Source organism: Dyadobacter chenhuakuii (genome assembly GCF_023821985.2).
Classification (GTDB): domain Bacteria; phylum Bacteroidota; class Bacteroidia; order Cytophagales; family Spirosomataceae; genus Dyadobacter; species Dyadobacter chenhuakuii.
This window is the reverse complement of record NZ_CP098805.1, coordinates 1,752,488-1,778,136: the sequence shown is the minus strand read 5'-3', so window position 1 is coordinate 1,778,136 and position 25,649 is coordinate 1,752,488. Positions and strand designations below refer to the sequence as shown.

The following is a 25,649-nucleotide window of genomic DNA, read 5'->3' as shown; positions in this document are numbered from 1 at the left end:
TTCTTACTGCTTGAAAGTGATCTTGGAAAGGGTCATCAATGGTTCGATGGGCTTCGCCGTTTCATTTTTAAACAATATATAAATGTCATGTTTGCCCGTGGTTGGCTTAATGTTAACCAGAACCGGCGCGCGGGTAGGGCGACGCGGCGGTTTTACGGTTTCACCCGGCTTTTTCTGGCTTTCCAATTCGGCCATCAGCTTGGCCATATCCACTTCCGGAGCAATTTCAACATTCTGTTCACCAACGAGCGTTCCGGTAGGTGAATCCAGCCGAATCTCGATCTTGCCGCCCATGGCGCCTTCCCGTTTCTGGGCCGCGGCATTCATTTCAAGTGCCTTTATATCAGTCAGATCAGTTTCTTTGAAAGCCAGAAAGCTGTTTGCAAAAGTCACCACGCTAAAACCAAGCCCGGCTGTTCCCAGTGCTTTCATATCTGCACCTTGCACAATCGGTGCTTCGGCCGCATTCAGTTCGGGGCTTCTCAGGACGATCATTTCTTCCGTTGTCTGGGCAGGGATAGCCTTGTTGCCGCTCATAGAGCGATCCGTAAATGCCGCCCTGATCAGTACGGAGCCTTTTCCATTATCCTGTGCAGGAATTTTCGGTGTAAATTCACCTTTGACAGGCAATGTACTCAATGTCTTGTCTGTGCTGTTGAGAATGTATTTTACAATGGTCTCGGCATCGGCCACAGGCAATGCGGGGTGTGCAGGCATAGCCACTTCACCCCAAACCCCGGCTCCGCCTTTGAGAATTTTCCCTACCAATGCTTCCGTTACGCCCGGCTTACCTTTGTATTTGTTAGAAATATCTGCAAATGAGGGTCCTACCGATTTTGCGTCCACCTGATGGCACACTTTGCAATCGCTCTTGCCGATCAGCACCTGGGCAACGGCAAACTGCGTGCTCGCATCCACACTGCGCTGGCTCTGAATGACTTCGGCATAATCAAAACCCTCTGAGGCATAGTCAATGCTCACCGCAATTTCCTCAGGTTTGATTTTTCCTTCAAGCAAACTACCGTCTTCCTTATCGGTGACGTCGATGGAATAGGGAATGGGTTTTCCGGCGAAAAAGAATGTTTTATTTCCGTCCACGTTCACCGAAACCTTTGGCGGCTCGTTACCGGCAATAATTCTCAGAGATTGCGAATTGGAAGCGCCTTTGGCGTCGGTTACCGTCAGGCTGGCTGTGTAAACGCCTGGTTTGTCAAATGTTACAGTTGGCTCAGCTGTGGCAAATGTTTTCGCAGCGCCGCCGTTACCCGTGATTTTCCAGCTGTATTTCAGTTTATCTCCGTCAAAATCTTTTGTTCCGGCCGAAGAAAGCTTCGCCTGAAACGGAACTGTTCCGCCTTTTTTATCCGTAGAAACCTGAACAATCGGCTTGCGGTTGCCACCATTGTATTCAATGCGGATCAACCTCGAATTTTCACTCTTTCTGAACCAGTTGCTGCCGTATTCAAGCACATACAAGTCACCATTCGGGCCGAATTTGATGTCGATAGGCTGCACCGGATGGTAAGCTGGCAACACGCGTTCCATGGACTCATAATCACCATTCGGGCTCATAGAAATGGCCATAATCCAGCCGCGGGAGAAGTCGGCCGCGATCCATTTGTTCTCATAATAAGCCGGCCATGGTCTTTTTGGTGATTTGAAATCCGCACGGTGATAAATGGGTCCGCCTGTTGCGCTCCTTGAACCGGAACCCACGGCCGGGAATTTTTCAGAAATGCCGTAAGGATAGTAAATAAAACTAGGGGCAGTTGGTAAAAGCTCTTTCAAGCCCGTGTTGTTTGGTGAATTGTTGACCAGATTTTTCGGGTCTTTTTTTGCCAAAGGCTTGTTGGCGGCATAATCATACACCGGGAATGCCTGATCATCGCCCACAAACCAGGGCCATCCAAAATTACCCGGCTTTCTGGCTTGGTTCAGCTCATCATAACCCCGCGGCCCGATCTCCGAATCTTCGCTGGCATCCGGCCCCACTTCACCCCAGTATAAAAAGCCCGTTTTGCTGTCAACGGCAATGCGCCACGGATTCCTGTGGCCCATTGAGTAAATCTCAGGACGCGTTTTTGCCGTTCCTTTGGGATAAAGATTGCCTTCCGGAATGGTGTACGAGCCGTCTGGTTCGGGATGGATTTTTAAGATTTTCCCTCTCAGGTCATTCGTATTTCCCGCATGTCCCTGATCATCCCAGCTGGCGCGTCCCTCGCGCTCGTCGGTTTGAGCGGCTTTCTGGTTTCCGGTGTTGTTACCAACCGTCAGATACAGGTTACCACCTTTATCCCAGGTCATCCCGCCGCCCGTGTGGCAGCACACCTCACGTTGTGTAACCACCTCGATCACATCCTTTTTTGAGCTTTCTATGAGTTTGTCATCCCGCAATTCGTAACGTGAAAGAATGTGTTTTTTCTCGGTCGGATGCGCGTAATAGAGATAGATCCAATGGTTCTTTTCAAAATTGGGGTCCATAGTAAAACCCATCAGTCCTTCCTCCGCTTCCCGGGAAACGCCTTCTGCGCTAACGTATTTGGTGTTGACGGGAATCATCGCGATCAGGTCGGTGGACTGGGTGGACGCATTGTATTTTTTCAAAGCGCCCTTTCTTTCAATAATGTAAGCCGAACCGTCGGGAAGCACTTCAAAAACCATGGGTTCGTCCAGGTTCTCCGCCACCACAATGGGCGTAAAGCGGCTTTCATCCGGCTTAGGCGGACTGTCTTGAATAGTGAATGCTGCAATCAGCAAAAAAGCGGGAATCTGGGCGGTGTTTTTCAGGACACGCGAAATTCGCCGTAAACGCGGGGAAAGGTTTGTCATAGGTAGTAAACAAGAGTTTACTGGAAATATAACAAATTATCGTTAAAAATTCTTATTCCTATTTTCCCATCCAATGTTTAAAATCACCCACTTTTTCACGGCTTACCAGCGCTTCCTTATTATGCGACGGTCGCAGGCTCAGCGCAAGACGGCTTCCAAAATATGGATCGATTTTGTCAACCGCTTTGTGCGTCACCATCATCCCGCGGTTAATCCGGAAAAAACGAGTGGGATCCAGCACGTCGGCGAGCTCATCCAGGGTATAATCCACCAGCAATTTCTGGTTGTTGTCCGTTATAAAGAAGCTGTAACGTTCTTCGGTGAAGAAATAGGCGATCTCGCTCACCTCGATGGACAGCATTTTCTGACCTTGTTTTACCAAAAACCGTTGCCGGTATTCTTTCTTGCTCGTTTTCTGAAATCCTTCCAGCAATTTCTTTATTCCTTCGAGTGAGTCTTCGGCTGGTAATGCACGCATGTTTTCATATTTCTGCAGGCTCCGCTGCAAATCGTCGCGGTGTACGGGTTTCAGCAGGTAGTCAATGCTGTTGAGTTTGAAAGCCTGTAATGCATATTCATCGTAGGAGGTTGTGAAAATGATGGTGCTGGTCACCTGCACGCGGTTGAATATTTCAAAGCTCTGCCCATCTGACAACTCAATGTCGAGAAAAATGAGGTCCGGATCGGCACGGCCTGCCTTCTGGTTGTTTCTCAGCCATTCCACGGTTTCCTCAATGCTGTCGGTCACGCCGCTGATGAGCAGGTCGGGCGCGGTTTCTGTCAATAATTTTCTTAATCTTCTGACCGACAGGTCTTCGTCTTCCACGATTAGTGCGTCCATAATTTAATTTTCAGGCTATTAATGGCAGTATTACGGTAAAGAATTCGTGATTACTCTCAACGACAGGCTGTGAAATGTCCTTTTGCTGTTCGTTGAGAAGCTTATATTTGGTAATGATATTGACGAGTCCCACGCCGGTCGATTCCAGGTTTTCGGCACCGGCGGTCAATGTTTTCTTCTGCAAATTGTTACGCACCATTAAATTCCCGTCCTGAGTGCTTAATATGAAAATGGTGAGCGGCCGGCTGGCGCGGATCACATTGTGCTTGACTGCATTCTCAACCAACAATTGCAATGTTAATGGCGGAATCCTGCGGTTCATCAAATGCTTCTCCACATGTACATACAGCTTCATTCCGTCACCATAGCGCGTTTTTAGTAAATGTCCGTATGATTCAATGAAGGAAAGTTCTTTCTGCAATGTGGTGAGCTGGCTGAAATCGCTGTCGTCCAGAGAAGCGTGATTGGTTTGCAGCAAGTAACGGTAAACGCGCGCCATTTCATCCACAAACTGCTCGGCCTTCCGTGGGTCTTCGGCAATTAATGTCGACAATGAATTTAATGTATTGAACAAAAAATGCGGGCTGACCTGTGCTTTCAAACTTTCCAGTTGTCCGTTAACATTTTCCTTCATCAGCCTTTCGCGGTTCACTTCATGGTGTTTCCATCTGCCGATGGCATTAAAAGATTCCTGAATGCCCATAACCAGCATAATTGCGCCCATATTGATCAGGTAAATGGTGAGGATCTTCTGGACGGTGAGCGTGGACCCGAACAGCCCGAAACCAATGTATAACCAGGCGATCAGCAACAAAAAAATCCCGGAAATTGCCGCGTGTGCGGCTATGGATACGAAAATGCGCCTGATGGTCTGGTCCAGTCGGGGATGGCGCTGCGCAATGTTGTCACTGATCTTAGATTGAATAAAAAACGTGAAGGTCAGTAGCGAACCATTCAGTAATGTGCTTCCCGCGAATGTTTTCCAATTGCTGTAAAAACCCGGCCCCACCATGAGATAATTGAAGAAAAGCAGGAAAACCGGCATCGTCAGCACGTACGACCAGCGCGTTTTGGGGCTCAATGCACCTGACATTCCAGCTATCAATTTTCCGTTGTTCATTGTGCGCCGGCCCGGGGACTTTGGCCGCGATTTCAGTTTGTTAATGAATTCAAAAGTATACCCGCAGTGCCAAACGCGGGAATGTATGTTGTATCAATTGAATGAACAAATACATGAATTGTACCGTTTCGCATCTGTACATCAAGCGCGCACCCGGGCGGAAAGCAATGGAACGGTGACTGTAAAATGCTCGTCCGTTTCGTCCACGCGCAGCTCGCGGTTACTAAGCGCATGATATTTTACGCGCAAGCCGGTCAGCCCGCCCTGCTCGGTCGCCATCGTCCTGACTTTGTTCTGAATGTTGTTCCGGACCATAAGTCGCTGACTAAATGCAATCCCTGTTTCGATAGTCAGCGGTTTCGCTTTGCTCATTGTATTAAATTTGATCGCATTATCAATCAAAACCTGCAACACCAGCGGCGGGACGAGCAATTCGCCCGCATAAGGTTCCGGCTCTATAATGTGCAAGCTCTCGCCATAGCGCGCACCCAGCAGCCGCGCGTAGGTGTGCAGGAAAGTGAATTCAGCCTGGACCGGAACGAGCTCTGTTTTGGACGCCTGCAAAATGTAGCGGTAAATTTTGGCCAGATCTTCGACAAATTCTTCCGCCTTATCCTGGTCGTCGCCGATCAGTGCGGAAAGTGTATTGAGGCTATTGAACAAAAAATGCGGGTTAACCTGTCCTTTGAGCGCATCAAACTGGTGTTGCAGCGATTCCCTTTCCAGCTTTTCACTCTCCGTCTGGTTTTTTTTCCATTGTTCCAAAGAGTAAAAAAGGCCTAGCATGGAACACAGAAAAATGTCGAAAAAGCCGCCCAGGATCATGATCGGCCAGATATTCTGCCAGGTAAACTGCACTTCGAGGCCAGGCGTAACGCTGTAAGCCCATACATCAAAAGCAGCAAGTCCCATTGTAAGCGTCCCTACTGCCAGTAACATGGCCAGCAAGCGCGGCCGTGTCTCATCCACATGCGGAAACCTGCTGATGATCCAGCGGACCACAAGGGTAAGCATCACGATCGAAAACCAGTAAAGCGCCAGCACAAGCAATGTCGCTTTCACGAAGACCGGAAATTCCCGGAAATAGACTGTTCCTATAAAGTAATAATTGCCGACAGCGCAGAACACAGGCATAATCGCCAGATGATACCACCATTCGTATTTCGAAAAAAAACGCGGCCTCACGATAATTCAGGAAGGGTTTTGCAAGATAAATTCAAAAATAGCGAACCCTAAATAATTACTTATCAGGCCGCCGATGTTTTTTGTGGGTCCATCGGTTTCTTTTTCAGCGCCAGCCCATGGCGAGCCCCACGCCGGCTTGGGAAGCGATTGGATTGGAAACTAACGGTGGCGTGTATCTGATCTTCAAAATGTAGATCCATCGGTCGGTTACCAGGTTAAAACGCAATCCTGCAATTCCCGATGGTGTTAATGCTGGCTGTCCGTTGACTCCCGAATGCAAGCCCCGGTCATAGCGGTCGACGAAAAAGGAGGCAATTCCTGCTTCAAGGTAGGTTTCGATGGCATAATGGTCGGGATGCGGCGTGCACGAGTTTCGTTTATAGGGATTTAAGATAAAACAATGCGTTAATGCTGCCGAAAATGCAGGACTGCGAAATTCCGGCTGGCTCACCGCACCAATTCCCGCCTGAACGTCCCAGAACGACCGCTTCGTATATCCAAATGCAGCCTCGGCAACGAAGGTGCCTTTGGGAGCAATGCCAAAAATTTCTGCGCCAAAAGCCCCGCGAATGCGCGTATAGTAAGGCTGCGCGGCAGCGCAGGATGCACAAAGGATGAAGATCAGTAATAGTCTGGCGAACACGGAGTAAGGCTTTGCCTTTCAACGGTTAAATGTGCTCTATAAGTATGTCAAAAGTTACATTTGGAAAGTTACATCTGAAATGTTACCTGGCTTAGCGTCACCGATTCGGCAGGATTTTGGAATTCGATCCTAAGTCCGGTTTTCAGGGATAATTCGTCTACGAGTTTCAATCCCAGACCTGAAAGGCCTTTTCCGGCATCTTTTTGGGCGAGGATACGCTGGTAATCTTCCTCACTGAATGCTTTTCCGCCGTTTTCGATGAAAAAGGTAAGCCGGTTTTCGTTGCCATTGATGCCAAGCCGGATCAAACCGTTTTCGTCAGATGCTTTCACTGCATTTTGAAGCAGGTTACGGATAATGGCCTGTAAGTAGTAAGGATCGGTTTGCGCCATTGTCCCGGATGGAACATTGTTTTCGACGCGCAGGTTTTTGGAATCAATGTTCAGTCGCAGCAACTTCAAGCTTTGTGAAGCGATGAGGGAAACGTCAACAGGCTGGATATCAGCCTTGAACTGGTTCATCTGAGTTTTGGACCAAAGCAGCAGATCTTCCATTGTTTCCAGTAAAGATCCTGTGGCGGTCTGGATTTTTTCGCTCAATTCGGCCTTTTGCAGGTCAGAAAGCAGTTTAGGGTTCAGTTGCTGCAATTTCAAAAACTGGTAAACCTGGCTGATCGGTGAACGCAGGTCGTGGCTGATAATGCTGAAAAGTTTGGCTTTCGTATGATTGGCCTCTTCCAACTCTGCGATCAGCTTGGCGAGTTCTTTGTTTTTTTGATCTAAAATTGCTGCATTTTTCCTTTTATTCCTGTAAATAATGCCTAGCAACACCAATGATAAGGCTAGCAATGCGAGCCCGGAAATAAGCCAGATCCGCTGCTTTTGCGCTTTATCGATCTGAATGTTTTTCATCTCGATCTGCTGCTGCTTGTCTTTGTTCTGGTATTGCGCTTCCGCGTCCGCAATGCTTTTCCTGGACGATTCCAGATACAGCGAATCACGGATGGGTGCATATTTATCATAATAGGCATACGCTTGCTGCCACTGACCGGTTGCAGCGTAACATCTGGCCAGGGATTGTAAAAGAAAAGCATGAATTTCGAGGCCGAGGCCGGTGCTGTTCGGTTCGGCTGCCTTTAACAATGGTAGGGCTTTCGCATACTGCTTTTGCGCCATATACAATTCCCCGGTCATATAGTTCACCTGCGACATTAGGAATTCACCTGCCCATTTGGGTGCGAGATCATTGGCACGTTTGATAAAAATCGCTGCGCTATCCAGCTGCTTGTTAGACATATAATAGTCTGCAAAAGTGAGGTCTGCTGCTATTTTATTGGAGCGTCGGCCCGAATTCTGGTTGTCGGGCGTGATCATTCCGGCCAGACTGTCGTAGTAAATTTTTGCCATACCCGGTTGTTTCAGCAGAATGTAAACATCCGTCATGTCTTTGTAATGGTGATTGAGATACGGTTTGTAAGCCACAATGTATTTTCGTGCTTCCTTGCCATAGTACAGACCTTTTTCACCCTGCGCCATTTGGATATAGATTTCCGAAAGGCTCATCAGATCTACTACCACATCTTCACGGTCTTTGGTCACACCTTGCTCTATCAGCTTCTTTTTAATGGCGATGCCTTTCAGCAAATACTGTATCTGCGTGTTGTATTGTCCCTTTACAGAATAATAATTCCCAATTGTGGCATACAGGGAGGCTTTGCTGTTCTCATTTTTGGTAGTATCAATACTGGCCAGCATTTCCCGGAGCGCATTGTCGCTTTTGTGGGTGTGCCCCGGCGTATTATAGTACGAAAATAAGAGCCGTTGCAGGACAGTGAGAATGCGGATCGGCAACTTTCCCCTGCGTGCGTCTGCGAGAGATTGCTCGTGGAAGTAAATGGAGCTGTCGGGATCGGCGCTTTCATAAGCGAAGCCCAGATTGTAATGGAATATGGAACGGTAATACCAATCGTTGCCGGGCGCCAGTTTTAATGCGTATTTGGAAACCACTTTTTCACGTTCAACATCCTCGGCGAGGGCCAGTGTATCGCAAAGGTCAGCCAGTGCTTCGAGCTTGTCTTTTGTGGTTTTGTAGCCAGACAAGTCGGGGAGCGACTGGGCGTAAATGTTTGAAAGTAAGGCGGTTGAAACTAATAGAATCAGTAGAAATTTTTTCATATTCAAAGTCTGAGCTTTGCAATGGCTGATCGATAAGTCTTTCCAACTGGGATAATGGTGTTGTTGCAGACCACTTCCGAATGCCGCAATTCTTTGATCTGATTTAATGAAACGGCATAACTCCGGTGCACGCGCATGAAGCGGTCGGAGGGAAGCTGCTCCATGAAGCAGGTGAGCGTGGATAATGTAATGTAGTTTTTTTGCGGTGTGATGATTTTGGTATAATCCTGCATGGCTTCCAGATAAATAATGTCCTTTTGCGACAATTTTACCTGGTTATGGCCTTCTTTGATCATGAGCACATCTTTCTCGAAAAGCACTTCGTAAGCCTCGGAACGGTGCTTCATCAGCGCGTATTCCCGGATTCTGCGCGCAGTTGCTTCGAACCGCCCCTGGGTAAGCGGTTTCAGAATGTAGTCCAGGGCGGACAGTTCATACCCGTCAATTGCAAATTCGGGATGTGACGTGATGAAAACGGCCATATCCACCTCGGCCCGGATCTTGCGCAATAATTCAAGCCCGGTGAACCCGGGCATTTCAATGTCCAGAAAAACCAGATCCGGCTTAATGTATTGCTGCGCTTCATAACCTTCCAACGCGCTCGAAAAAGCGCCGCAGTTTTGCAGGAACGGGAATGCTTTCGCGAATTCGGTAATAAAAAGAAGATCCAGTGGATTATCGTCGATTGCAATAAAACGTACATGCGGGACCGTACTGCCGTTCATAAAGGAATGAGTAAATATCGGCTCAATATATGCAAAAGGATCGGCCTGAAATATCCACAAAATAAAAAGGCAGGTTAGGTTTTTGCCCGTCATTCATGCCGCAAACTTTTCACAGGGTCGGCGAGCGCTGCTTTCATGCTTTGATAGCTAACTGTAATGATGGCAATGCTGATGGTGCCGAGGCCGCACAGGACGAAAATCCACTCGTTGATGCGCGTGTGGTAGGCGAATTTTTCCAGCCAGAGATTCATCATATACCAGGCCGGGTAGGCAGCCAGGAGCAGGGATAGCAACACAAGTCTGACGAAATCCTTGTTCATTAATACAAAAATTTCCGCGACCGAAGCGCCCGAAACTTTCCGGATGCCGATTTCTTTGGTCCGCCTTTCCGCTGAGAATGATGCAAGGCCAAAAAGTCCGAGGCACGAAATAATGATGGCGACAGCCGAAAACCAATTGGCCAACGTCCCCACCTGTATCTCGCTCTGATACATGCGCTCGTATTCCTGATCCACAAACTGGTAACTGAAAATAGCGCCGGGAAGCAGCGATTCGTATTTATCTTTAAGCTGTTCCAAAGTGGCAGCTCTGTCATTTTTATTAATCCTGGCAAAGAAAAAGCGGGTTTGGAATGGTCGGAACAAGATTACTGTGGGCTCGATCATCTGGTGAACGGACGCGATATGGAAGTTTTCAACTACGCCCGTAATGGTCATTTCCATTCCGTTTACCTGGATTTGCTTGCCAACCGGGTCTGCCAGGTTCATTCTGCGGGCTGCTTCCTGGTTAATGATCACGCCGGCACTGTCCGAAGCCAGCAACGGGGAAAATTCCCGGCCCGAATGGATTTTCATTTTCAGTGTTGATGTCAGATTATGATCCCCGCTGATGACTGCGAACATATTCCTTTCCCGCTGCTGGCCATTCATCCATTCCACATAGTTGCGCCCGAATGTTCCCTGAAAAGTGGCGCTCGCGCTGGAAAATGCTTCCACGCCCGGCACTTCGGATAATGTTGTCCGCGCCTGTCTGTAACGGTTTACTTGGGACAGTTCCCTGGCTTCTATCCGGACCAGATCGCGCTGGTCGTAGCCTGGATTACGGTTTTTGATAAATTCAATTTGCTGATATACAACGCCTGTGCCTACCATCAGAATGCTCGTAATAGTAAACTGCACTATGATAAGCGCCTTGCGCTGCCATGCGGGGCCTGCTGAATTTCCCAGACCAGCGCCTTTCAACACCAGAACCGGCTTGAACGCCGACAGCACGAACGACGGATAAAATCCAGCCAGTAAGCTGGTAAGCAACAGCACGCCGAGCAGGCTCACGGAGTAGGAGGGGTCCAGCCAGTTGATGGTGATTTTTTTGTCCAGAAAATCATTAAAAAATGGCAGTATGGCATATATCAAGCCTATGCTGATTAGCCCGGCCAGGAATGTGAGGATAAAAGACTCACCCAGAAACTGTGCGACCAATGCGGATTTTTTTGCGCCGATTGCTTTGCGTATACCCACTTCTTTGGAACGCCCGGTTGCCCGAGCAATAGATAGGTTTGTAAAATTGATGGCAGAGATAATCAGGACAAAAATGGCCACTACGACAAACAACCGCACGTAACTGATACGCCCGCCGCCTGTGTAAATGCCATTTTCGAAGTGGCTTCGCAGATGCCAATCGTTGAGGCTGTATGGGAAATAGCTCCATCCGGTGACAAATTCAGGCATATGGCGTTTGGTGATGGGTTTCATCTGATCCCGAAGCTTTTTCATGTTCACGCCCGGTTCCAGAAGCGCAAACACATGGGCTTTCACTTCCACCCAGGAGGCCGTGCTCATCGAATCGGGCATCGACCGGATGAAGTCGAATTGAAGCGATGAGTTGGAAGGCACATTTTCCAGGACGCCTTCGATATAACAATGTTCGGCATTCCCGATCCGGATCACTTTCCCGACAGGATCAGCCTGTCCAAAATATTTTTCAGCAAATTTTTGCGTGATCAAAATGACATTTGGCTTGCTCAGCGCAGTTTCTGCATTGCCGTTTAAAACGGGGAAGTTGAATATTTTCAAAAATGTCCGGTCCGCCATGAGACCGGTTTCTTCATTTGTTTTTTCTCCATATGTGAACACCGCTTTGTTTTGCCAGGAGCAAGTGGCATTTACCACGCCAGGGATTTCCCGTTTCATGGCCTCGGCAACGGGCGGCGCGGTAAGCTCATAGGTCTGGGTGGTCTGTGATTCGGTCGCAATGTTGAGCATAACCTTCACAATGCGGTCGTAATTGGGATGGAATTTGTTAAAACTCATTTCATCTTTGACCCAAAGCAAAACCAGCAGCGAGGTCGTCAGCCCGATGGCTAGTCCGCCAATGTTTAGAGACGTGTACAGGCGTTGTTTGAGCAAAACCCGGAGGGCGATCTTTAAGTAATTCTTTATCATGGCTTTTTAGATTTTGGGAATTGGATCAATATGATTTCTCAAATATAGAACTAACTTATACGTTTAAAAACTAAAAGCTTAGTTTTTAAATTTTTACGTGCATCTTTTTTTGTTCGTTTCTTAGTAAAATATACATCATATCCTCTATGAGACCGCTACTTTACCTGATCACCACGGCGCTGCTTTCCGTTGCGCACATCTCAACCATTTTTGCGCAGTCCGACAAACTTTCGCCCAAGCTTTCGGCCAGGGCTGATTCGCTGTTTTCGGAATGGAACAAGCCGGGCAGTCCCGGGGCGGCAGTGGGCGTGGTTCATCAGGGTAAACTGATATATGCCAAAGGTTTTGGAGAATCGGATGTAGAAACAGGCGCGAAAAACGGACCGCAGACCATATTTCACGTCGCATCTGTGTCCAAACAGTTTACAGCTTACGGCATTGTATTGCTGGCCCAGCAGGGGAAAATTTCGCTGGATGACGACATTCGGAAGCACATTCCGGAAGTCCCGGATTTTGGTAAAACCATTACAATCCGTCACCTGATCCACCACACAAGCGGACTGCGCGACCAATGGAACCTCCTGGTTATGGCGGGCTGGCAGCTTGATGATGTCATTACAAAGCAACACGTTTTTAATCTGATCAAAAGGCAAAAAGAGTTGAATTTTGAGCCAGGCTCTGCCTTTGCGTACTGCAACACCGGTTATACTTTGCTGGCTGAGGTGGTCAGCCGAGTTGGTAAAAAGCCGTTCGCCGAATGGATGCAGCAAGAGGTTTTCAAGCCGTTGGGAATGAAAAATACATTGTTTTACGATAACCAGGAGCAGATTGTAAAAGGGCGCGCCTATTCCTTTCATAAATCACAGGAAAAAGACGGCCGATTTGAGAAAGCCATTCTGAGCTATGGTAATGTAGGTGCAACGAGCTTGTTTACAACTGTTAATGATCTGTTGTTCTGGATGAACAACTTCCGCACTTCACAGCTGGGCGGACCCGCGGTGATGAAACAAATGCTCGAACGCGGCCGTATTACCAAGGGCGATACATTGCCTTACGCTTTCGGCCTGGCGCACGGAACATACAGAGGTTTGGCTTATTATGGCCATAATGGTGCGGATGCCGGTTTCAGGTCGTCTATCACATATTTCCCGAAAGAAGATTACGGCTTTATTGTGCTGAGTAACCAGGCGGAATTTGCGCCGGAAAAGAAGGCATTTGACGTGGCGGGAATTTATATGGGTTCTTTGTTTAAAGAAGATAAATCGGTGGCGAAAAAATCTGCTGAAAGTCCGAAAAACGAAAACTATAAATTTGACTCGACCCTTTTCCGGCAATATGCTGGCTCCTATGAGCTCACGGAAGCACCCGGATTTATATTGAATTTCAGGAAAGAGGGCGACCGTTACATGACCCAGGCCACGGGACAGCAAGCGGTTGAAATGTTCCCTTCTTCCGATTCCACTTTTTATCTGAAAGTTGTGGAGGCTTCGATCGTTTTTCACAAGCCGAAAGAGGGTAAGGTGACCAAAATCACCTTACGGCAAAATGGTGAACATCCGGGTAACCGCGTGGAGCCAAAGCAGGATAAGGATATCAGCAAAGCGGATTTTGCAGGACAATATTACAGTCCGGAACTTGAAACCCTTTACACCATCAGTTTCAAAGACGACAAGTTAAAGCTCGTCCATGTGCATCACGGCGAGGTGGATCTGAATGTGGTTAATAAGGACCGCCTGAATGCGCCCTGGTGGTTTGTCCAAAATATTGAAATGGTCCGCGGCAAAGCAGGGGAGATTACCGGGCTTCGCATGACAAACGGACGCGTGGCCAATTTATGGTTTAAAAAGCTGCCCGAGAATTTCGCAAAGGAATGATCCTGCTAGCTTCTACTTGCATTTATACTGCATAGCAAGCGCCCGCTGGTTCATGTAAAATCCATCTTTGGGATATCCGGCGGCATCGTAGTTGAACTTGTAATCGAGCACCGTAACCTTCCCGCTCATGGAATTGGTTGTGATGACTTTCGTCCTGTTATTGGTAGAAAGTAAATGTTCCTGATCGTCGAAAAACGCTGCCTGGATTTTGTATAGTCTGGCAAATGGGTTCGGATTATTGTCGTATTCGTATGCGTTGGTCGAAATGAGCTCATTTTTAGTGGAGTATCTTTTCAGTGTCGCCAGATTTCCTTTTGCATCGATTTCCAGTTCAATGTAATCGTGCGCCTTTTCCACATAGCTCTTCGGGTCGTCGGCGGCGCCGGTCCGCTCGAAAAGGCTTCTTTTAACCCGGGCGATCTTGCCGCCGGACCATTCCAGATTTATTCTCTGGCGGGGAATCGTTTTCTTTTCGTACCAGGTTTTTTGGGATAACAGTCCTTCATTATTGTATTCAAATCGAGTGACATTCTCGTTTTCAGAATTGCTGATGGACGACGGCTTGTCCTCATTGTAATAATAGCTGATGGTGCTCTTTATCTTCGTCGTATCCCCAAAATAGCCGGTATAGGCATATGTGGTTCCCGTTATGAGATTTTGTTTGTCATAATTGATCTCAAATTTTGCCCCGCTACCGGTTGTATCTGTTACATAGCTCAGAAGCATGCAGGGTTCATTTTCTAAGGATGTTTTGTCAACTTCCTTGTCCTTGCAGGCAATGAATGTGAATGTAAGAATGATCAGGAAGAGCGTTTTCATTTGCGGCAAAGTTGAACGGATGGAGTTAGCACACAATTAGTTAACAAAGACGTGAACCACATTGATATACCATTCCCACACTTCCGCATTTATGGGCAAGGCCGTTCAAATAGTATAATCCTGCGTTCAAAGCCTTAACACTATTGATAAAATGCATTCAGTAGAGAATCCCAAAGGCATGAAACCACAATTGGCGCAGGTAAGATGGTACCGGATCATTCCCGTTGTTTTCATTACATACAGTCTCGCTTACCTGGACAGGGCCAATTTCGGTTTTGCGGTTGCCGGCGGAATGGCCGACGACCTGAACATTACACCCAACACATCTACATTACTAAGCTCGCTGTTTTTCCTGGGCTATTTCTTTTTCCAGATTCCCGGGGCTCAATACGCGGCGCATAAGGCAGCTAAGAAGCTGATTTTCTTTTCATTGATCCTTTGGGGAGCATTAGCCGCAGCTACGGGTATCGTTAATGATACCACTACGCTCATCGTGATCCGTTTTATGCTCGGCGTTGTGGAAAGCGCGGTTATGCCTGCAATGCTGATCCTGTTGAGCCAATGGTTTACCAAAGAAGAGCGCTCCCGCGCAAACACTTTTCTGATCCTTGGAAATCCGGTAACGGTGCTTTGGATGTCCGTACTTTCGGGTTATCTGATTGATTCAATGGGCTGGCGGTGGATGTTTATCATTCAGGGGGTGCCGGGAATTCTGTGGGCTTTTATATGGTGGAAATTGATTGACGAACGTCCGATGGAAGCGAAGTGGCTTACGGACAGCGAGAAAATGGAACTGGAAAGACGATTGCAGGAAGAACAGGTGGGCATTAAGCCAGTCAAAAACTATGCAGAGGCGTTCCGTTCCAGGAAAGTCATTTTATTATCGCTGCAATATCTTTTGTGGAGCGTGGGCGTTTACGGATTTGTGATGTGGCTGCCCTCTATTATTAAGGCTGCGCCGGATATGAATATGGTTACCACGGGCTGGTTGTCGTCTGTTCCTTATTTGCTGGCGGTGATCGGGATGCTGAGTGCCTCTTATTTTTCTGATAAATCCGGCAACAGAAGTATTTTCATCTGGCCTTTTCTGCTGGTTGCAGCCATTTGTTTATTTGCGACGGTATGGCTAGGACCCGAGAAGTTTTGGCTGTCTTACGTATTGCTGGTGATTGCGGGCGGGGCGTTATACACACCTTACGGGCCTTTTTTCGCGGCTATTGCCGATGTTTTGCCCAAGAATGTGATCGGCGGGGCGATTGGGCTTATCAATAGTCTGGGTGCGCTGGGTTCGTTTGCCGGGTCCTATCTGGTTGGTTATCTCAATAGCGAAACAGGTAATTTCAATGCTTCCTATACATTAATGTCCGGGGCGCTGGTGCTTGCCACGATCATTACATTACTTGTTATTCCAAACCCTAAGAAACTAAACATTGCCCCGGCAAAGACATTTTAAGTAGTTATTTAAATGGTCAATGACTGCGATATAGCATCTCCTTCCCGGACGATGCCGGTTTCCAGTCCTATGACATTTTGCCCGAAAAATATATCCTTTCCCTCTTTTCGGTAACCCATTAGTGCTTTCAGTGTCTCGGGGCTCTTGATCCCTGTGTTGGGATCAATGTTGACCATAACACATCGTTCACAGGGTTTTGCAACCTCAAAGCGAGTATTTCCGATCGTTATGTTTTTCCAAAGATCTTCTTCAAAAGGTGCAGTGCCCGAAACGACGAAGTTGGGGCGGAAGCGCTTCATTTCTACGGATTGTGAAAGCCTGCCGTTCAGATCGTCCAGCGAAGCCTGGGATATGAGCAGAAACGGAAAGTCGTCTGCGAAGCTCACTGTACGCTCGGTTTCGGCATAAACTGAGCCCATTTTGCGATGTGTATCAGGCGTCATTTCCACGATCCTCACAGCCTTACCAAGCCTTTCGGATAACCATTCGTCGGCAAGTGTAGAAACTGTTCTTGCTGTAATAATGTCATCCCAGATCTTCACCTCCAAATCCTCGTCGTCTTCACGCAGAAATGGAATAAGCATTTGGTTAACAGGGTCATACCGGTGTGAAATGACCAGGCCTTCGTTTGTTATTGCCACGTCCAGCAGGGCCATTTGGGCGTTGGTGCGTTGGGTGAGAAAAGTGCCTTTTTCGTCGACGATCACCCATCGCCTGTCGTATTTCAATCCCCGTTCTTCAACAAGCGATTCTCTCAAACGGATCCCTCCCAGGGATTTAATGGGATATACCCATATTTCGGATAAATGCATTGACGAAGATCGGATGTATGAGCTGATATTTGATATAATTAAGTAATTCAGGTAAAAAACCATTCCCAGAATGTTACTGGTACAATTGTTTATTACATTGGAAAATAAGAGTCGGATTAATTACACCTAACGTTTTGTAAAGCATTGAAGACGCGTATCGCTATCCTCGGCGGAGGCCCAAGTGCATTGTTTGTTTTTAAAAGATTTGTAGAGGCAGGTCAGAAAGATCTTGAAATACACATTTTTGAAAGTAAAAAACTATTAGGCGCCGGGATGCCGTATAGTTACCAAGGCTCTAACCAGGAGCATGTTACCAATGTATCTGACAACGAAATTCCCGAAATTGTAACTTCCATCCAGGAATGGATCCAGACTGTCCCTGAGGACGAGCTCATCCGTTTTGGGGTTGACAGAGATCGTTTTAATGAATATAAAGTGCTTCCCCGTCTGTTGTTCGGGCAGTATTTATCAGCTCAATTTGATCTGCTCCTGAAAAAGGCCGAACGCATCGGATTACAGACACATGTCCATAAAGGTTGCCGGGTGATTGACATTATCGACGTACCCGGGGAGAAGAAAGTGGATGTCGATATCGAACGATCGGGCTTGTCACGTTTTAACCGTGTCATTATTTGCACCGGGCATAACTGGCCTGCCAAGCACGAAGGAACGACGCCCGGTTATTATGATTCCCCATATCCGCCTGCAAAGCTCAAACTGGTTCTAAATCATCCCATAGCGATCCGTGGATCATCATTGACTGCTATTGATGCCATGCGCACATTGGCCCGGAATAACGGATCATTTCATACGGATGAGGACGGAAAAGTTGTGTTCCAACCATCAGAGGAAAGTCCTGATTTCAGGCTGGTTATGCATTCCAGAAATGGACTTTTGCCTGCCATACGCTTCCATTTGGAAGATCCGCTGCTTTCTGAAGAAGCATTGCTGACCAAGGAAGAAATCGAGCAAAACCGGGAAGCAAACGATGGTTTTCTGGAACTGGACTATATTTTTGAAAAAGCCTTTAAAGACCTGTTCCGCGACAAGGATCCGAAGTTTTACGGAAGGATCCGGGAGATGAACATAGAGCAGTTTGTAGAGTCGATGATGGCTGTGCGGGAAAAAACGGAACCGTTCAAGCTTTTCAGGAAAGAATATGCAGAGGCGGAAAAGTCGATCCGGAACGAGGAGTCCATACATTGGAAGGAGATTCTGGCGGTTTTGAGTTATGCAATGAATTATCCTGCCAAATATTTGTCAGCGGAGGACCGTATGCGGCTGCAGAAAGTTCTAATGCCGCTCATATCGATTGTTATCGCATTTGTCCCGCAAAGTTCCGCCAAGGAAATGCTGGCGCTGGACGACGCAGGCAAGCTCGAAATCGTGTCGGTAGGGGATGATAGCAAGGTTGTTCCGGAAAGTAAAGGTGGTATAACTTACCATTATAAGGACGAGTCGGGTGAAGAGAAGGCCATTTATTACAACACCTTTGTGGATTGTATCGGTCAGCCGCATTTGCCTTTTGAAAGTTTTCCGTTCAAAAGCCTCATCGCCGATGGAACGGTGATGCCCGCACATTTAAAATTCAGGTCTTCGGCAGAAGGCGGTGCAGCCATTGCAGACGGCAACGAGAATGTGGAGCAAACGGCCAGAGAAGATTTTTACCTGAAAGTGCCGGGGATTGCCATTACAGATCATTTTCAGGTTTTGGAGCGTTCAGGTTCTACGAATCGCCGGATTTATGTTATGGCCGTTCCTTACATTGGAGGTTATAACCCGGATTATTCAGGCCTGGATTTCTGTGAACAAGCATCTTTGACGATTGTGGAGAGCATTTTAAAAGAGTAAGGTGTTTTTACAAAAGTTGCTATGCCAGATATTTTGTGAATAAATAAGTATTTTGCCTGAGTGACGCGCTTGTTCTCTAACAATAATCTTAGATCTGAAATGTTCAAACCCACCTTATTTGCTTTGCTTTTGAGTTTCGCCTATGTAAGCGCGCATTCACAAGCTCTTAACACGCTGTCTGCCACGGAAAAAAAGGACGGCTGGAAACTGTTGTTTGATGGAAAAGATTTTAAAGGCTGGCATGCCTATGGCGGCAAGCAGGTGGGGACAGCCTGGATAATCGAACAAGGTGCCATTAAATTGAATGTGCCTGAACGAGCTGGAAATAAAGCACAGAATGGCGGAGATATCGTTACAGATGAAGTTGTGACCGGTGATTTTGAATTTAAGGCAGAATGGAAAGTGAGCAAATATGCCAACAGCGGCATTTTCTTTTTTGTAACAGAAGCAGCCAAATACCCGAATATGCATACGACCGGCCTGGAATTACAGGTGATCGATGATAAAATTTATGAAGGTGCCAAAGAAAATACACATCGCGCCAGCGACTTTTTCGGAATTGCCAATGCCCGTCTACGCGAAGGAAATCCGGAAGGTGAATGGAATAAAATCCATTTTATAGTGAAGAAAGGAAAGCTTACGGTGTACCAAAATGAATTCATGGTCCAGGAACACGACCTCAAAAGCGCCGACTGGAAGCAAAAAGTAGCAAACAGCGGACTCAAAGCAGCACCCATCTCCAAAGGATCCTATGACGGACGGATCGGGTTGCAGGACTGGGGAAGCACGGTTTGGTATCGCAACATTAAATTAAGAAAGCTCTGATCAGCAGCATTTTGGCAATGCCTGCATTGATCAGAGCTTTATTCAGCCGCATCAGGCAATGCTCACTTTAACCCAAGGGTCTTGTTATAATATTGAACCGTCTGAATAACAGATTGCAGATTGCTCGGCTTTTCCTGGCGGTCGCGTTCGATAATAATGTGGCCGTTGAACCGTTGTCTTTCCAGCTCCTTGAACACCGCCGGAAAGTCGATGACCCCGGTTCCTACGACTACATCCACAAGTTTTGGATCATTATAAGCCGCAATGTCTTTTAGGTGGATTGCAATGATATGGCCTTCCAGCTTTTTCAATGCTTCCACCGGTTTAATGCCACTTTTGGGCATGTGTCCGAGATCGGCACATACACCAAAATTCGGGTGCCCTTTTAGCGCTGCCAACACAGAATCGGGATGCCAGTAAGCACTTGTTCCTTTCCAATGGTTATGAATGGCCAGTTTTACGCCGTAAACGCCGGCAAGGCTGTCGATGCTATCCCACATTTTCACTGGCGGTTCGGCAGTCACATATTTCACATTAAATTGTTTCGCTATCTCAAATTCCTTTTTCCAATCATTTACCGTCGGGCCGCCTACGAGGTAAATACTTTCCATTTTGAGGTCGGTTTTGCCAAGAATCGTTTTCAGTTTTGCTATGCCGGAAGGCGATAATTTCATCATGGCTGAATCCTTTAATTCCGGACCGGCCTTCGCAAATGTGAAACCTTCCACATATTTTAAGCCGGCGCTATCCGCTTTTGCCAATTGGCCTTCAAAGGAATAGGGGTTAAATGTATAAAGTGCTACGCCTAATTTCCAATCCCGCGGAGCCAAACGACTCATAGCCAGAAAAGTGAAACAAGTAACAATTAATAAGGAAGATTTTAGCAGAACAGATCGTGTCATAGGATTTGATTTTGAGAGAATAAGCACATTATCCGTTCTTTTTACTAGTCGGACTGTGTTTAAGTGGATAATGCCTGATCCAGCATAGAAGCTGTATTTTGACAATTAAGTCCATAAATCAGGCATAAAATCAGAAAATGTTTTGCGGTTATGAAAGTTAAATGGTACTTTTGGAATCATAAAATTGTTATCAATAATAACAATTACTCAACTTCCATCATGAACCAGACGACGCCAAAAAGCGATCTTGCTAAGCGGCTGCAAGACGAGATCCTTTCTTTGCAGGGCTTTAAGACCGCATCGGAGGGGGCAAAAAACTCGTTTGATTATGGAGCATTGGAAAAGGCATTTCCGAACCAGGTTTTCCCGACTGGTGCGGTTCATGAATTTTTGAGTGGTGCCAGGGAAGACGCAGCGGCAACCACCGGTTTTATGATGGGGCTGCTGGGTAAATTGTTGCAAAAGGGCGGGGCTTGTTTATGGATCAGCATGAACCGCACACTGTTTCCTCCGGCCATGAAGTTTTTCGGCATTGAGCCGGACAGGGTTATTTTTATAGATCTACTGAAAGAACAGGACGTGTTATGGGCTGTGGAGGAATCATTAAAATGTGAAGCGCTCACTGCCGTGGTAGGAGAGCTCAATGAAATCACATTAACCCAATCCCGCCGATTGCAACTTGCTGTGGAGCAAAGCCGTGTGACCGGTTTTTTGCATCGTTGCAATCCGCGGAGCCTGAACACATTAGCTTGCGTTTCGCGCTGGAAGGTGACACCTATTCCCAGTCAGCTGGAAGATGATATGCCTGGTGTAGGTTTTCCCCGCTGGCACGTACAGCTTCTGAAAGTGCGCAACGGGGAACCCGGTGAGTGGAAAATGGAATGGTCGGACGGGCGATTTAACTATCTGGAACAAGAAGTAAAAATGGCGACTCCTTTCCGCAAATCTACTTCGCCATCTGCCGCTTAAAGAATGCCCAGGTTTCTTCGAAAATGTCGAAATCGGTCAGGAATTCGTGTTTGCCGTTGATGACTTTTAATAAGGTTACTTCGGGTTTTCCCTTCTTCTGGTAGGTGTATTTTTCGACCGTAACATCGTTGGTTTTGTCGCCATCCGGCATCATTGATTTGACAGGCTCACCGCTGTAACCATCCAGTTTTGCCCAATATTGAAATGACTGATCTGTCGCGCGTACAGTGCCTAGCGTTACACCCGCAGTCTTCACTTCACCGCCATTATACGGGTTGGTTTCATCGGCCGTTCCGTTGGTAATCATGACCGGCAGCGGTTTGTTCATAGCCGCACAATCCATATTCTCATCCGTCGGAAGGTTGGCGACAATCGCCGAAATGGCCCGGATCTTATCAGGCATGGTCAGCGCCAGTTTGTACGACATATGCCCGCCACCCGAAAAACCGGTTGCAAAAACGTTTGCTTTGTTAATCTTGTATTTATCGGAAAAGAAGTCGATCATTCCGGAGAAAAATGCTTCTTCATTCAAATTTTCCTTGTTGGCAATTGCTGTTGAGGCTTTTCTGCATTCATTCCAATATCGCTTATAACCAGCCGGATAAACCAGCACAAGATTTTCAGCCTCGGCCCTGGCTTGCAGCTTAGCAGCTCTCGGCGCAAATCCCATCGGTTCACCACCCGAGCCATGCATCAGAAAAACAAGGCTTGCACCCGGCTTGACCTTCACGGATTTATCATAAACAAAAACGCGGTGATGGCCTTCAATGAGCAGGGAATCAGAAACCAACTGCGCATTTGCAGCCATGGAAATTGAAAGCAGCGAAGGAAGAATGAACTTCAACATATTGGAAATAGGGGCTAAAATGTTATGGCGCAAGTTACCTTTTAGCCGATGTTTTCTCTACAAATCCTTGAAATAAACTCAGCAGCCCTGTCTTATGCATTTTCAAGCGCAGCGATATCGAATTTACTCATCTGCATAAAAGCCTCGATCACCCTAGGCGCCTTTTCAGGATCTGACATTAATTTGGACAAAACACTTGGCACAACCTGCCACGACATCCCGAATTTATCATCCAGCCATCCGCACTGATTATATGATCCGCCTTCTCCTAATTTCTCCCAGTAATAATCGATTTCTTCCTGCGTATCGCATTCAACCACGAAAGAAGTTGCCGGAGAGAACTGGTAATGCGGACCGCCGTTCAGCCCCATAAATTTGAACCCGTTTAGCTCAAATGTCACCACCATCGGATTCTCAGAAGTGATCTTGGAACTTTTAAAAATAGAACAATAGTAATCCGCAGCTTCCTTCGCATTTCCATTATACCAAAGGCAAGGATAAAGTGGCTTGATCATGTTGTTGGGCGTTTTAATTTCAAATGGTCAGTATTTACCTTATTAAGATTAAAATTCCATTTGCTACTGATTGGGTGTTGGTAGATATGATTTCTGATCAGTTGTGAAAAGCTTAGTCAGTGGCCAGGAGTTATAATTTTTAGTAGAATAAAGATTTTGAATATCTTTGGTTTTTCAGAACACACTATAACTAAAATGAATATTGAAAGTTACACGACCGAGCTAGTCGGTGAAAGGGAGTTTAAGTTTTTCAGTGAAGGCAAGAACGGTCGTTTTGAAATGAGGATCCGTTTTGACTATCTAGATGATGACTTATATAATCTTGCTTTTGGGGTGTGGGATGAGGATGCTCAAAAGTTGGATGATTGTATCGAGGTTCGGAACGGTGATATGAACAAGATTCTGGGCACGGTAGCGAGTAAAGCACTGGATTTTTTGGAAAATAACCCAGAATCAAGCGTGTTTGCTACCGGAAGAACTCTTCCTGGTAAACTGGCCGTAAGGAACCGTAAATATCAAATGGGAATCAATATGTATTATGCTGAGCTGATAGACCGCTACCATATTTATGGTTTCAAGGCCGCTATTAACATTACCGGAAACAACCTTCGTTCACTAACTGAATGGGTAGGAGACTGGGAACCGTTCAGGAAAAATGCCAATTATGATGCATTCTTGATTAATTTCAAATGATTGGCTAACTTTGAATATAACAAAATTCGAACACACATATGCCAGCGATCGCAATTGAAAAAGATAATCTGAGTAGACCAGGTAAGTCAAACAAAGATTTATTTCATAATGAATCCTCGTTACCCATTGTGCCACTTTCCAAAACCGAAGAAGTAAAGATCTTCCTCAAAAACAATCCGATCCCAAAAGAATTTTTGAAAAAAAGAACCTGCTGAGATTTTAAGTCTAATAAAGATTTCTTGATTACTCAGCAGGGACATTGTACAATCTATTTCTTTACGCTTAACCTTGCACCTTCGCCAAATATGCATCCAACTGGTCGAATGTTCCGTTGAATCCTTGGTGCATGTTGTCCATGATTGAAAAGTAAGTTTCTTCCTGGGCGGGTGTTGCGTTGATGGGGTGGCCCTGGATGGTTAAGGTTGTTATGCCGTCATTTTCTTCCAATGTAATCTTGTTGAAAATTTCCAAAGGGAAATCCATCGGAAATGGTGAAGTGATGATGTTTCCTTCGGCATCGGCAAATGAGTTGATGAATTCCAGCAGATCGGCACGCTGAATGTTTTTATACTGAAATAACCCCCACATGACGTGGCCGTTCCCTTCCATTTTGTAATGCGTACTCCCACCTGTCCGGAAGTCAAAACGCTCCACGGATAGATTGCTGCCGGCGGGGCCCCACCATTCGCCAAATGCTTCGGGCGATGCAAATGCGTCGAATACAAGCGTTTTGGGTGCTTTAAATTCCCTGACAATTTTTAATCCGTCTTTTTTTTCTGTTTGCTGGTCCATATTATTGATTGTTTGATTGATTCGTATTTGATTCTTTGCCTGACTCGTCATTTGCTTGAATACGGCTTAAATAGCTTCCCAGAGAATCGAGTTTTTCATTCCAGAATTGTTTGTACTGATCTACCCAATCCGATACTTCACTTAGCGAATCGAGCTTCGCCTCGCAAAATCGCTCACGCCCTTCCTGCCTGACAACCACCATTCCGCACTCTGTCAGAATCTTAATGTGCTGGGATACAGCTGGTCTGCTGATCTCAAAATTTTCCGCAATGGCATTGAGATTCATGGATTTATGTGCGATCAGGCTGATAATCTGCCGCCGGGTAGGATCTGCTATGGCTTGAAAAACGTCACGTCTTGCTTCAATGGACATATATGTAAGTGTTTGCTTACACAATATTATATGTAAGTATTTACTTACGCAAATTTTATGTGATAGAAGTTAAAATATAATGTAGATCAATGTGAATAATTACCTTCCTGGTTGTCAAGCAAAGGTCCTCTGGCAGGGAAATTTATTACCACTTCAATGCAAAGCAGATGAAAGACATAGATCAGTGGCTGGAACAGTTTAAGAAGCTTTGGGAAGATCGATTTAACCAACTAGATGAAGTATTAATAACTTAAAACCAAATGATTATGAAAGCTAACCTGTTTTTGAATTTCACAGTTGACAAGGAAAATAAAAAAATAAACGTTGAACGGGAATTTGCTGCTACGGTAGCGAAAGTTTGGGCAGCCTGGACCGAAAAAGAACTTCTGGAACAATGGTGGGCGCCAAAACCCTGGAAAGCAAGGACCAAAGAAATGGATTTCCGTGAGGGTGGGCACTGGTTATATGCCATGGTCGGGCCGGAAGGAGAGGAGCATTGGGCGCGCATGGAATACAAATCTCTCACAACACAACAATCCTATTCAGCTGTGGATCATTTCTGTGATGAAAGTGGAAAGCCAAGCGATTTTCTTCCAGGCTCTCAATGGCTCATATCCTTTAATGAAAACAATGGCAATACGATCGTGGATGTTTTAATAACATTCAACGAACTTTCCGATCTGGAAAAACACCTTGAAATGGGTTTCAAAGAGGGCTTCCTGATGGCATTCGAAAACCTCGACGAAGTGTTGGAACAGCAGCAGTAATTTATTCTATATATCTCTTAAAAGCTCCTCAATCTCCGGCCTGGTTGAGGGGCTTTTTTGTTGGTGTCTGATAAAACAAAGTAAAGAAAATTCTTGCGACTAAACAAGAGATTTGATATCATTGTGACCAAATAATAGATATCAAAAATATCATTTATATATCAATTAATTAATAATCAAGTGTTTATGTGAAAAAATT

General features: G+C 46.3%; 22 protein-coding genes. 7 read left to right on the top strand and 15 right to left on the bottom strand.

The window, feature by feature from the left end; translation table 11 throughout:
• Nucleotides 1–3 precede the first annotated feature (3 nt).
• From NFI80_RS07420 to NFI80_RS07385, 8 genes are all read right to left on the bottom strand, one after another.
• Nucleotides 4–2,829, bottom strand: a complete 2,826-nt coding sequence (locus NFI80_RS07420) for a PQQ-dependent sugar dehydrogenase (protein WP_235163615.1) — start codon at nt 2,827–2,829, stop codon at nt 4–6.
• A gap of 58 nt (nt 2,830–2,887) precedes the next feature.
• A complete protein-coding gene (locus NFI80_RS07415) occupies nt 2,888–3,670 on the bottom strand; it encodes a LytR/AlgR family response regulator transcription factor (RefSeq protein WP_235163616.1) in 783 nt (260 codons plus the stop codon).
• A 10-nt stretch (nt 3,671–3,680) separates the two neighbouring features.
• Nucleotides 3,681–4,763, bottom strand: a complete 1,083-nt coding sequence (locus tag NFI80_RS07410; RefSeq protein ID WP_235163617.1) for a sensor histidine kinase — start codon at nt 4,761–4,763, stop codon at nt 3,681–3,683.
• Between the two features lie 168 nt (nt 4,764–4,931).
• Nucleotides 4,932–5,975 (bottom strand): sensor histidine kinase, encoded by a 1,044-nt coding sequence (locus NFI80_RS07405; protein WP_235163618.1) that lies wholly within the window; start codon nt 5,973–5,975, stop codon nt 4,932–4,934.
• 103 nt (nt 5,976–6,078) lie between these two features.
• Nucleotides 6,079–6,618 (bottom strand): hypothetical protein, encoded by a 540-nt coding sequence (locus NFI80_RS07400; protein WP_235163619.1) that lies wholly within the window; start codon nt 6,616–6,618, stop codon nt 6,079–6,081.
• Between the two features lie 68 nt (nt 6,619–6,686).
• Nucleotides 6,687–8,792 (bottom strand): tetratricopeptide repeat-containing sensor histidine kinase, encoded by a 2,106-nt coding sequence (locus NFI80_RS07395; protein WP_235163620.1) that lies wholly within the window; start codon nt 8,790–8,792, stop codon nt 6,687–6,689.
• Between the two features lie 2 nt (nt 8,793–8,794).
• Complete coding sequence (locus NFI80_RS07390; protein ID WP_235158887.1) at nt 8,795–9,517, bottom strand: LytR/AlgR family response regulator transcription factor; 723 nt, start codon at nt 9,515–9,517, stop codon at nt 8,795–8,797.
• An 89-nt stretch (nt 9,518–9,606) separates the two neighbouring features.
• Nucleotides 9,607–11,958 (bottom strand): ABC transporter permease, encoded by a 2,352-nt coding sequence (locus NFI80_RS07385; protein ID WP_235163621.1) that lies wholly within the window; start codon nt 11,956–11,958, stop codon nt 9,607–9,609.
• Between the two features lie 146 nt (nt 11,959–12,104).
• On the opposite strand from NFI80_RS07385, the gene NFI80_RS07380 reads away from it, so the two are divergent.
• Complete coding sequence (locus tag NFI80_RS07380; RefSeq protein ID WP_235163622.1) at nt 12,105–13,832, top strand: serine hydrolase; 1,728 nt, start codon at nt 12,105–12,107, stop codon at nt 13,830–13,832.
• 12 nt (nt 13,833–13,844) lie between these two features.
• Here the strand turns inward: NFI80_RS07380 and NFI80_RS07375 are convergent, their stop codons facing one another.
• A complete protein-coding gene (locus NFI80_RS07375) occupies nt 13,845–14,651 on the bottom strand; it encodes a hypothetical protein (RefSeq protein WP_235163623.1) in 807 nt (268 codons plus the stop codon).
• A gap of 151 nt (nt 14,652–14,802) precedes the next feature.
• Between NFI80_RS07375 and NFI80_RS07370 the strand changes: the two genes are divergently transcribed.
• Nucleotides 14,803–16,104, top strand: a complete 1,302-nt coding sequence (locus NFI80_RS07370) for an MFS transporter (protein WP_235163624.1) — start codon at nt 14,803–14,805, stop codon at nt 16,102–16,104.
• 8 nt (nt 16,105–16,112) lie between these two features.
• Here NFI80_RS07370 and NFI80_RS07365 read toward each other — a convergent pair whose 3' ends face one another.
• Nucleotides 16,113–16,916, bottom strand: coding sequence for an MOSC domain-containing protein (locus tag NFI80_RS07365; RefSeq protein ID WP_235163625.1), 804 nt, complete (start codon nt 16,914–16,916; stop codon nt 16,113–16,115).
• 144 nt (nt 16,917–17,060) lie between these two features.
• On the opposite strand from NFI80_RS07365, the gene NFI80_RS07360 reads away from it, so the two are divergent.
• Nucleotides 17,061–18,767 carry an FAD/NAD(P)-binding protein gene (locus tag NFI80_RS07360; RefSeq protein ID WP_235163626.1) on the top strand — a complete coding sequence of 569 codons (1,707 nt, stop codon included), beginning with the start codon at nt 17,061–17,063 and terminating at the stop codon, nt 18,765–18,767.
• A 99-nt stretch (nt 18,768–18,866) separates the two neighbouring features.
• Nucleotides 18,867–19,592, top strand: coding sequence for a 3-keto-disaccharide hydrolase (locus NFI80_RS07355; RefSeq protein WP_235163627.1), 726 nt, complete (start codon nt 18,867–18,869; stop codon nt 19,590–19,592).
• A 62-nt stretch (nt 19,593–19,654) separates the two neighbouring features.
• Here the strand turns inward: NFI80_RS07355 and NFI80_RS07350 are convergent, their stop codons facing one another.
• Nucleotides 19,655–20,494 (bottom strand): sugar phosphate isomerase/epimerase family protein, encoded by an 840-nt coding sequence (locus NFI80_RS07350; RefSeq protein WP_235163628.1) that lies wholly within the window; start codon nt 20,492–20,494, stop codon nt 19,655–19,657.
• A 150-nt stretch (nt 20,495–20,644) separates the two neighbouring features.
• Here NFI80_RS07350 and NFI80_RS07345 point away from each other — a divergent pair, with 150 nt between their 5' ends.
• Nucleotides 20,645–21,463: an ImuA family protein gene (locus tag NFI80_RS07345; RefSeq protein ID WP_254414170.1), complete on the top strand. Its 819-nt coding sequence runs from the start codon at nt 20,645–20,647 to the stop codon at nt 21,461–21,463.
• On the opposite strand, the gene NFI80_RS07340 is transcribed toward NFI80_RS07345, so the two are convergent.
• Both NFI80_RS07340 and NFI80_RS07335 read right to left on the bottom strand, forming a co-directional pair.
• Nucleotides 21,441–22,310 (bottom strand): CE1 family esterase, encoded by an 870-nt coding sequence (locus tag NFI80_RS07340; RefSeq protein WP_235163630.1) that lies wholly within the window; start codon nt 22,308–22,310, stop codon nt 21,441–21,443. The two genes, NFI80_RS07345 and NFI80_RS07340, sit on opposite strands and share 23 nt — an antisense overlap.
• 92 nt (nt 22,311–22,402) lie before the next feature.
• Nucleotides 22,403–22,825: a VOC family protein gene (locus tag NFI80_RS07335; protein ID WP_235158872.1), complete on the bottom strand. Its 423-nt coding sequence runs from the start codon at nt 22,823–22,825 to the stop codon at nt 22,403–22,405.
• A 195-nt stretch (nt 22,826–23,020) separates the two neighbouring features.
• On the opposite strand from NFI80_RS07335, the gene NFI80_RS07330 reads away from it, so the two are divergent.
• Nucleotides 23,021–23,518 (top strand): DUF6934 family protein, encoded by a 498-nt coding sequence (locus NFI80_RS07330; RefSeq protein ID WP_235163631.1) that lies wholly within the window; start codon nt 23,021–23,023, stop codon nt 23,516–23,518.
• Between the two features lie 282 nt (nt 23,519–23,800).
• On the opposite strand, the gene NFI80_RS07325 is transcribed toward NFI80_RS07330, so the two are convergent.
• Both NFI80_RS07325 and NFI80_RS07320 read right to left on the bottom strand, forming a co-directional pair.
• Nucleotides 23,801–24,310: an SRPBCC family protein gene (locus NFI80_RS07325; RefSeq protein ID WP_235163632.1), complete on the bottom strand. Its 510-nt coding sequence runs from the start codon at nt 24,308–24,310 to the stop codon at nt 23,801–23,803.
• A 1-nt stretch (nt 24,311) separates the two neighbouring features.
• Complete coding sequence (locus NFI80_RS07320; protein WP_233798532.1) at nt 24,312–24,683, bottom strand: ArsR/SmtB family transcription factor; 372 nt, start codon at nt 24,681–24,683, stop codon at nt 24,312–24,314.
• Nucleotides 24,684–24,949: 266 nt separating this feature from the next.
• On the opposite strand from NFI80_RS07320, the gene NFI80_RS07310 reads away from it, so the two are divergent.
• Complete coding sequence (locus NFI80_RS07310) at nt 24,950–25,450, top strand: SRPBCC family protein (protein ID WP_235163633.1); 501 nt, start codon at nt 24,950–24,952, stop codon at nt 25,448–25,450.
• Nucleotides 25,451–25,649 lie beyond the last annotated feature (199 nt).

Bases quoted from the DNA above. Each gene is read 5' to 3' on its own strand.
- NFI80_RS07420 (WP_235163615.1), bottom strand. From the start codon at position 2,829: ATGACAAACCTTTCCCCGCGTTTACGGCGAATTTCGCGTGTCCTGAAA.
- NFI80_RS07415 (WP_235163616.1), bottom strand. From the start codon at position 3,670: ATGGACGCACTAATCGTGGAAGACGAAGACCTGTCGGTCAGAAGATTA.
- NFI80_RS07410 (WP_235163617.1), bottom strand. From the start codon at position 4,763: ATGTCAGGTGCATTGAGCCCCAAAACGCGCTGGTCGTACGTGCTGACG.
- NFI80_RS07395 (WP_235163620.1), bottom strand. From the start codon at position 8,792: ATGAAAAAATTTCTACTGATTCTATTAGTTTCAACCGCCTTACTTTCA.
- NFI80_RS07390 (WP_235158887.1), bottom strand. From the start codon at position 9,517: ATGAACGGCAGTACGGTCCCGCATGTACGTTTTATTGCAATCGACGAT.
- NFI80_RS07385 (WP_235163621.1), bottom strand. From the start codon at position 11,958: ATGATAAAGAATTACTTAAAGATCGCCCTCCGGGTTTTGCTCAAACAA.
- NFI80_RS07380 (WP_235163622.1), top strand. From the start codon at position 12,105: ATGAGACCGCTACTTTACCTGATCACCACGGCGCTGCTTTCCGTTGCG.
- NFI80_RS07375 (WP_235163623.1), bottom strand. From the start codon at position 14,651: ATGAAAACGCTCTTCCTGATCATTCTTACATTCACATTCATTGCCTGC.
- NFI80_RS07370 (WP_235163624.1), top strand. From the start codon at position 14,803: ATGCATTCAGTAGAGAATCCCAAAGGCATGAAACCACAATTGGCGCAG.
- NFI80_RS07365 (WP_235163625.1), bottom strand. From the start codon at position 16,916: ATGCATTTATCCGAAATATGGGTATATCCCATTAAATCCCTGGGAGGG.
- NFI80_RS07355 (WP_235163627.1), top strand. From the start codon at position 18,867: ATGTTCAAACCCACCTTATTTGCTTTGCTTTTGAGTTTCGCCTATGTA.
- NFI80_RS07350 (WP_235163628.1), bottom strand. From the start codon at position 20,494: ATGACACGATCTGTTCTGCTAAAATCTTCCTTATTAATTGTTACTTGT.
- NFI80_RS07345 (WP_254414170.1), top strand. From the start codon at position 20,645: ATGAAAGTTAAATGGTACTTTTGGAATCATAAAATTGTTATCAATAAT.
- NFI80_RS07340 (WP_235163630.1), bottom strand. From the start codon at position 22,310: ATGTTGAAGTTCATTCTTCCTTCGCTGCTTTCAATTTCCATGGCTGCA.
- NFI80_RS07335 (WP_235158872.1), bottom strand. From the start codon at position 22,825: ATGATCAAGCCACTTTATCCTTGCCTTTGGTATAATGGAAATGCGAAG.
- NFI80_RS07330 (WP_235163631.1), top strand. From the start codon at position 23,021: ATGAATATTGAAAGTTACACGACCGAGCTAGTCGGTGAAAGGGAGTTT.
- NFI80_RS07325 (WP_235163632.1), bottom strand. From the start codon at position 24,310: ATGGACCAGCAAACAGAAAAAAAAGACGGATTAAAAATTGTCAGGGAA.
- NFI80_RS07320 (WP_233798532.1), bottom strand. From the start codon at position 24,683: ATGTCCATTGAAGCAAGACGTGACGTTTTTCAAGCCATAGCAGATCCT.
- NFI80_RS07310 (WP_235163633.1), top strand. From the start codon at position 24,950: ATGAAAGCTAACCTGTTTTTGAATTTCACAGTTGACAAGGAAAATAAA.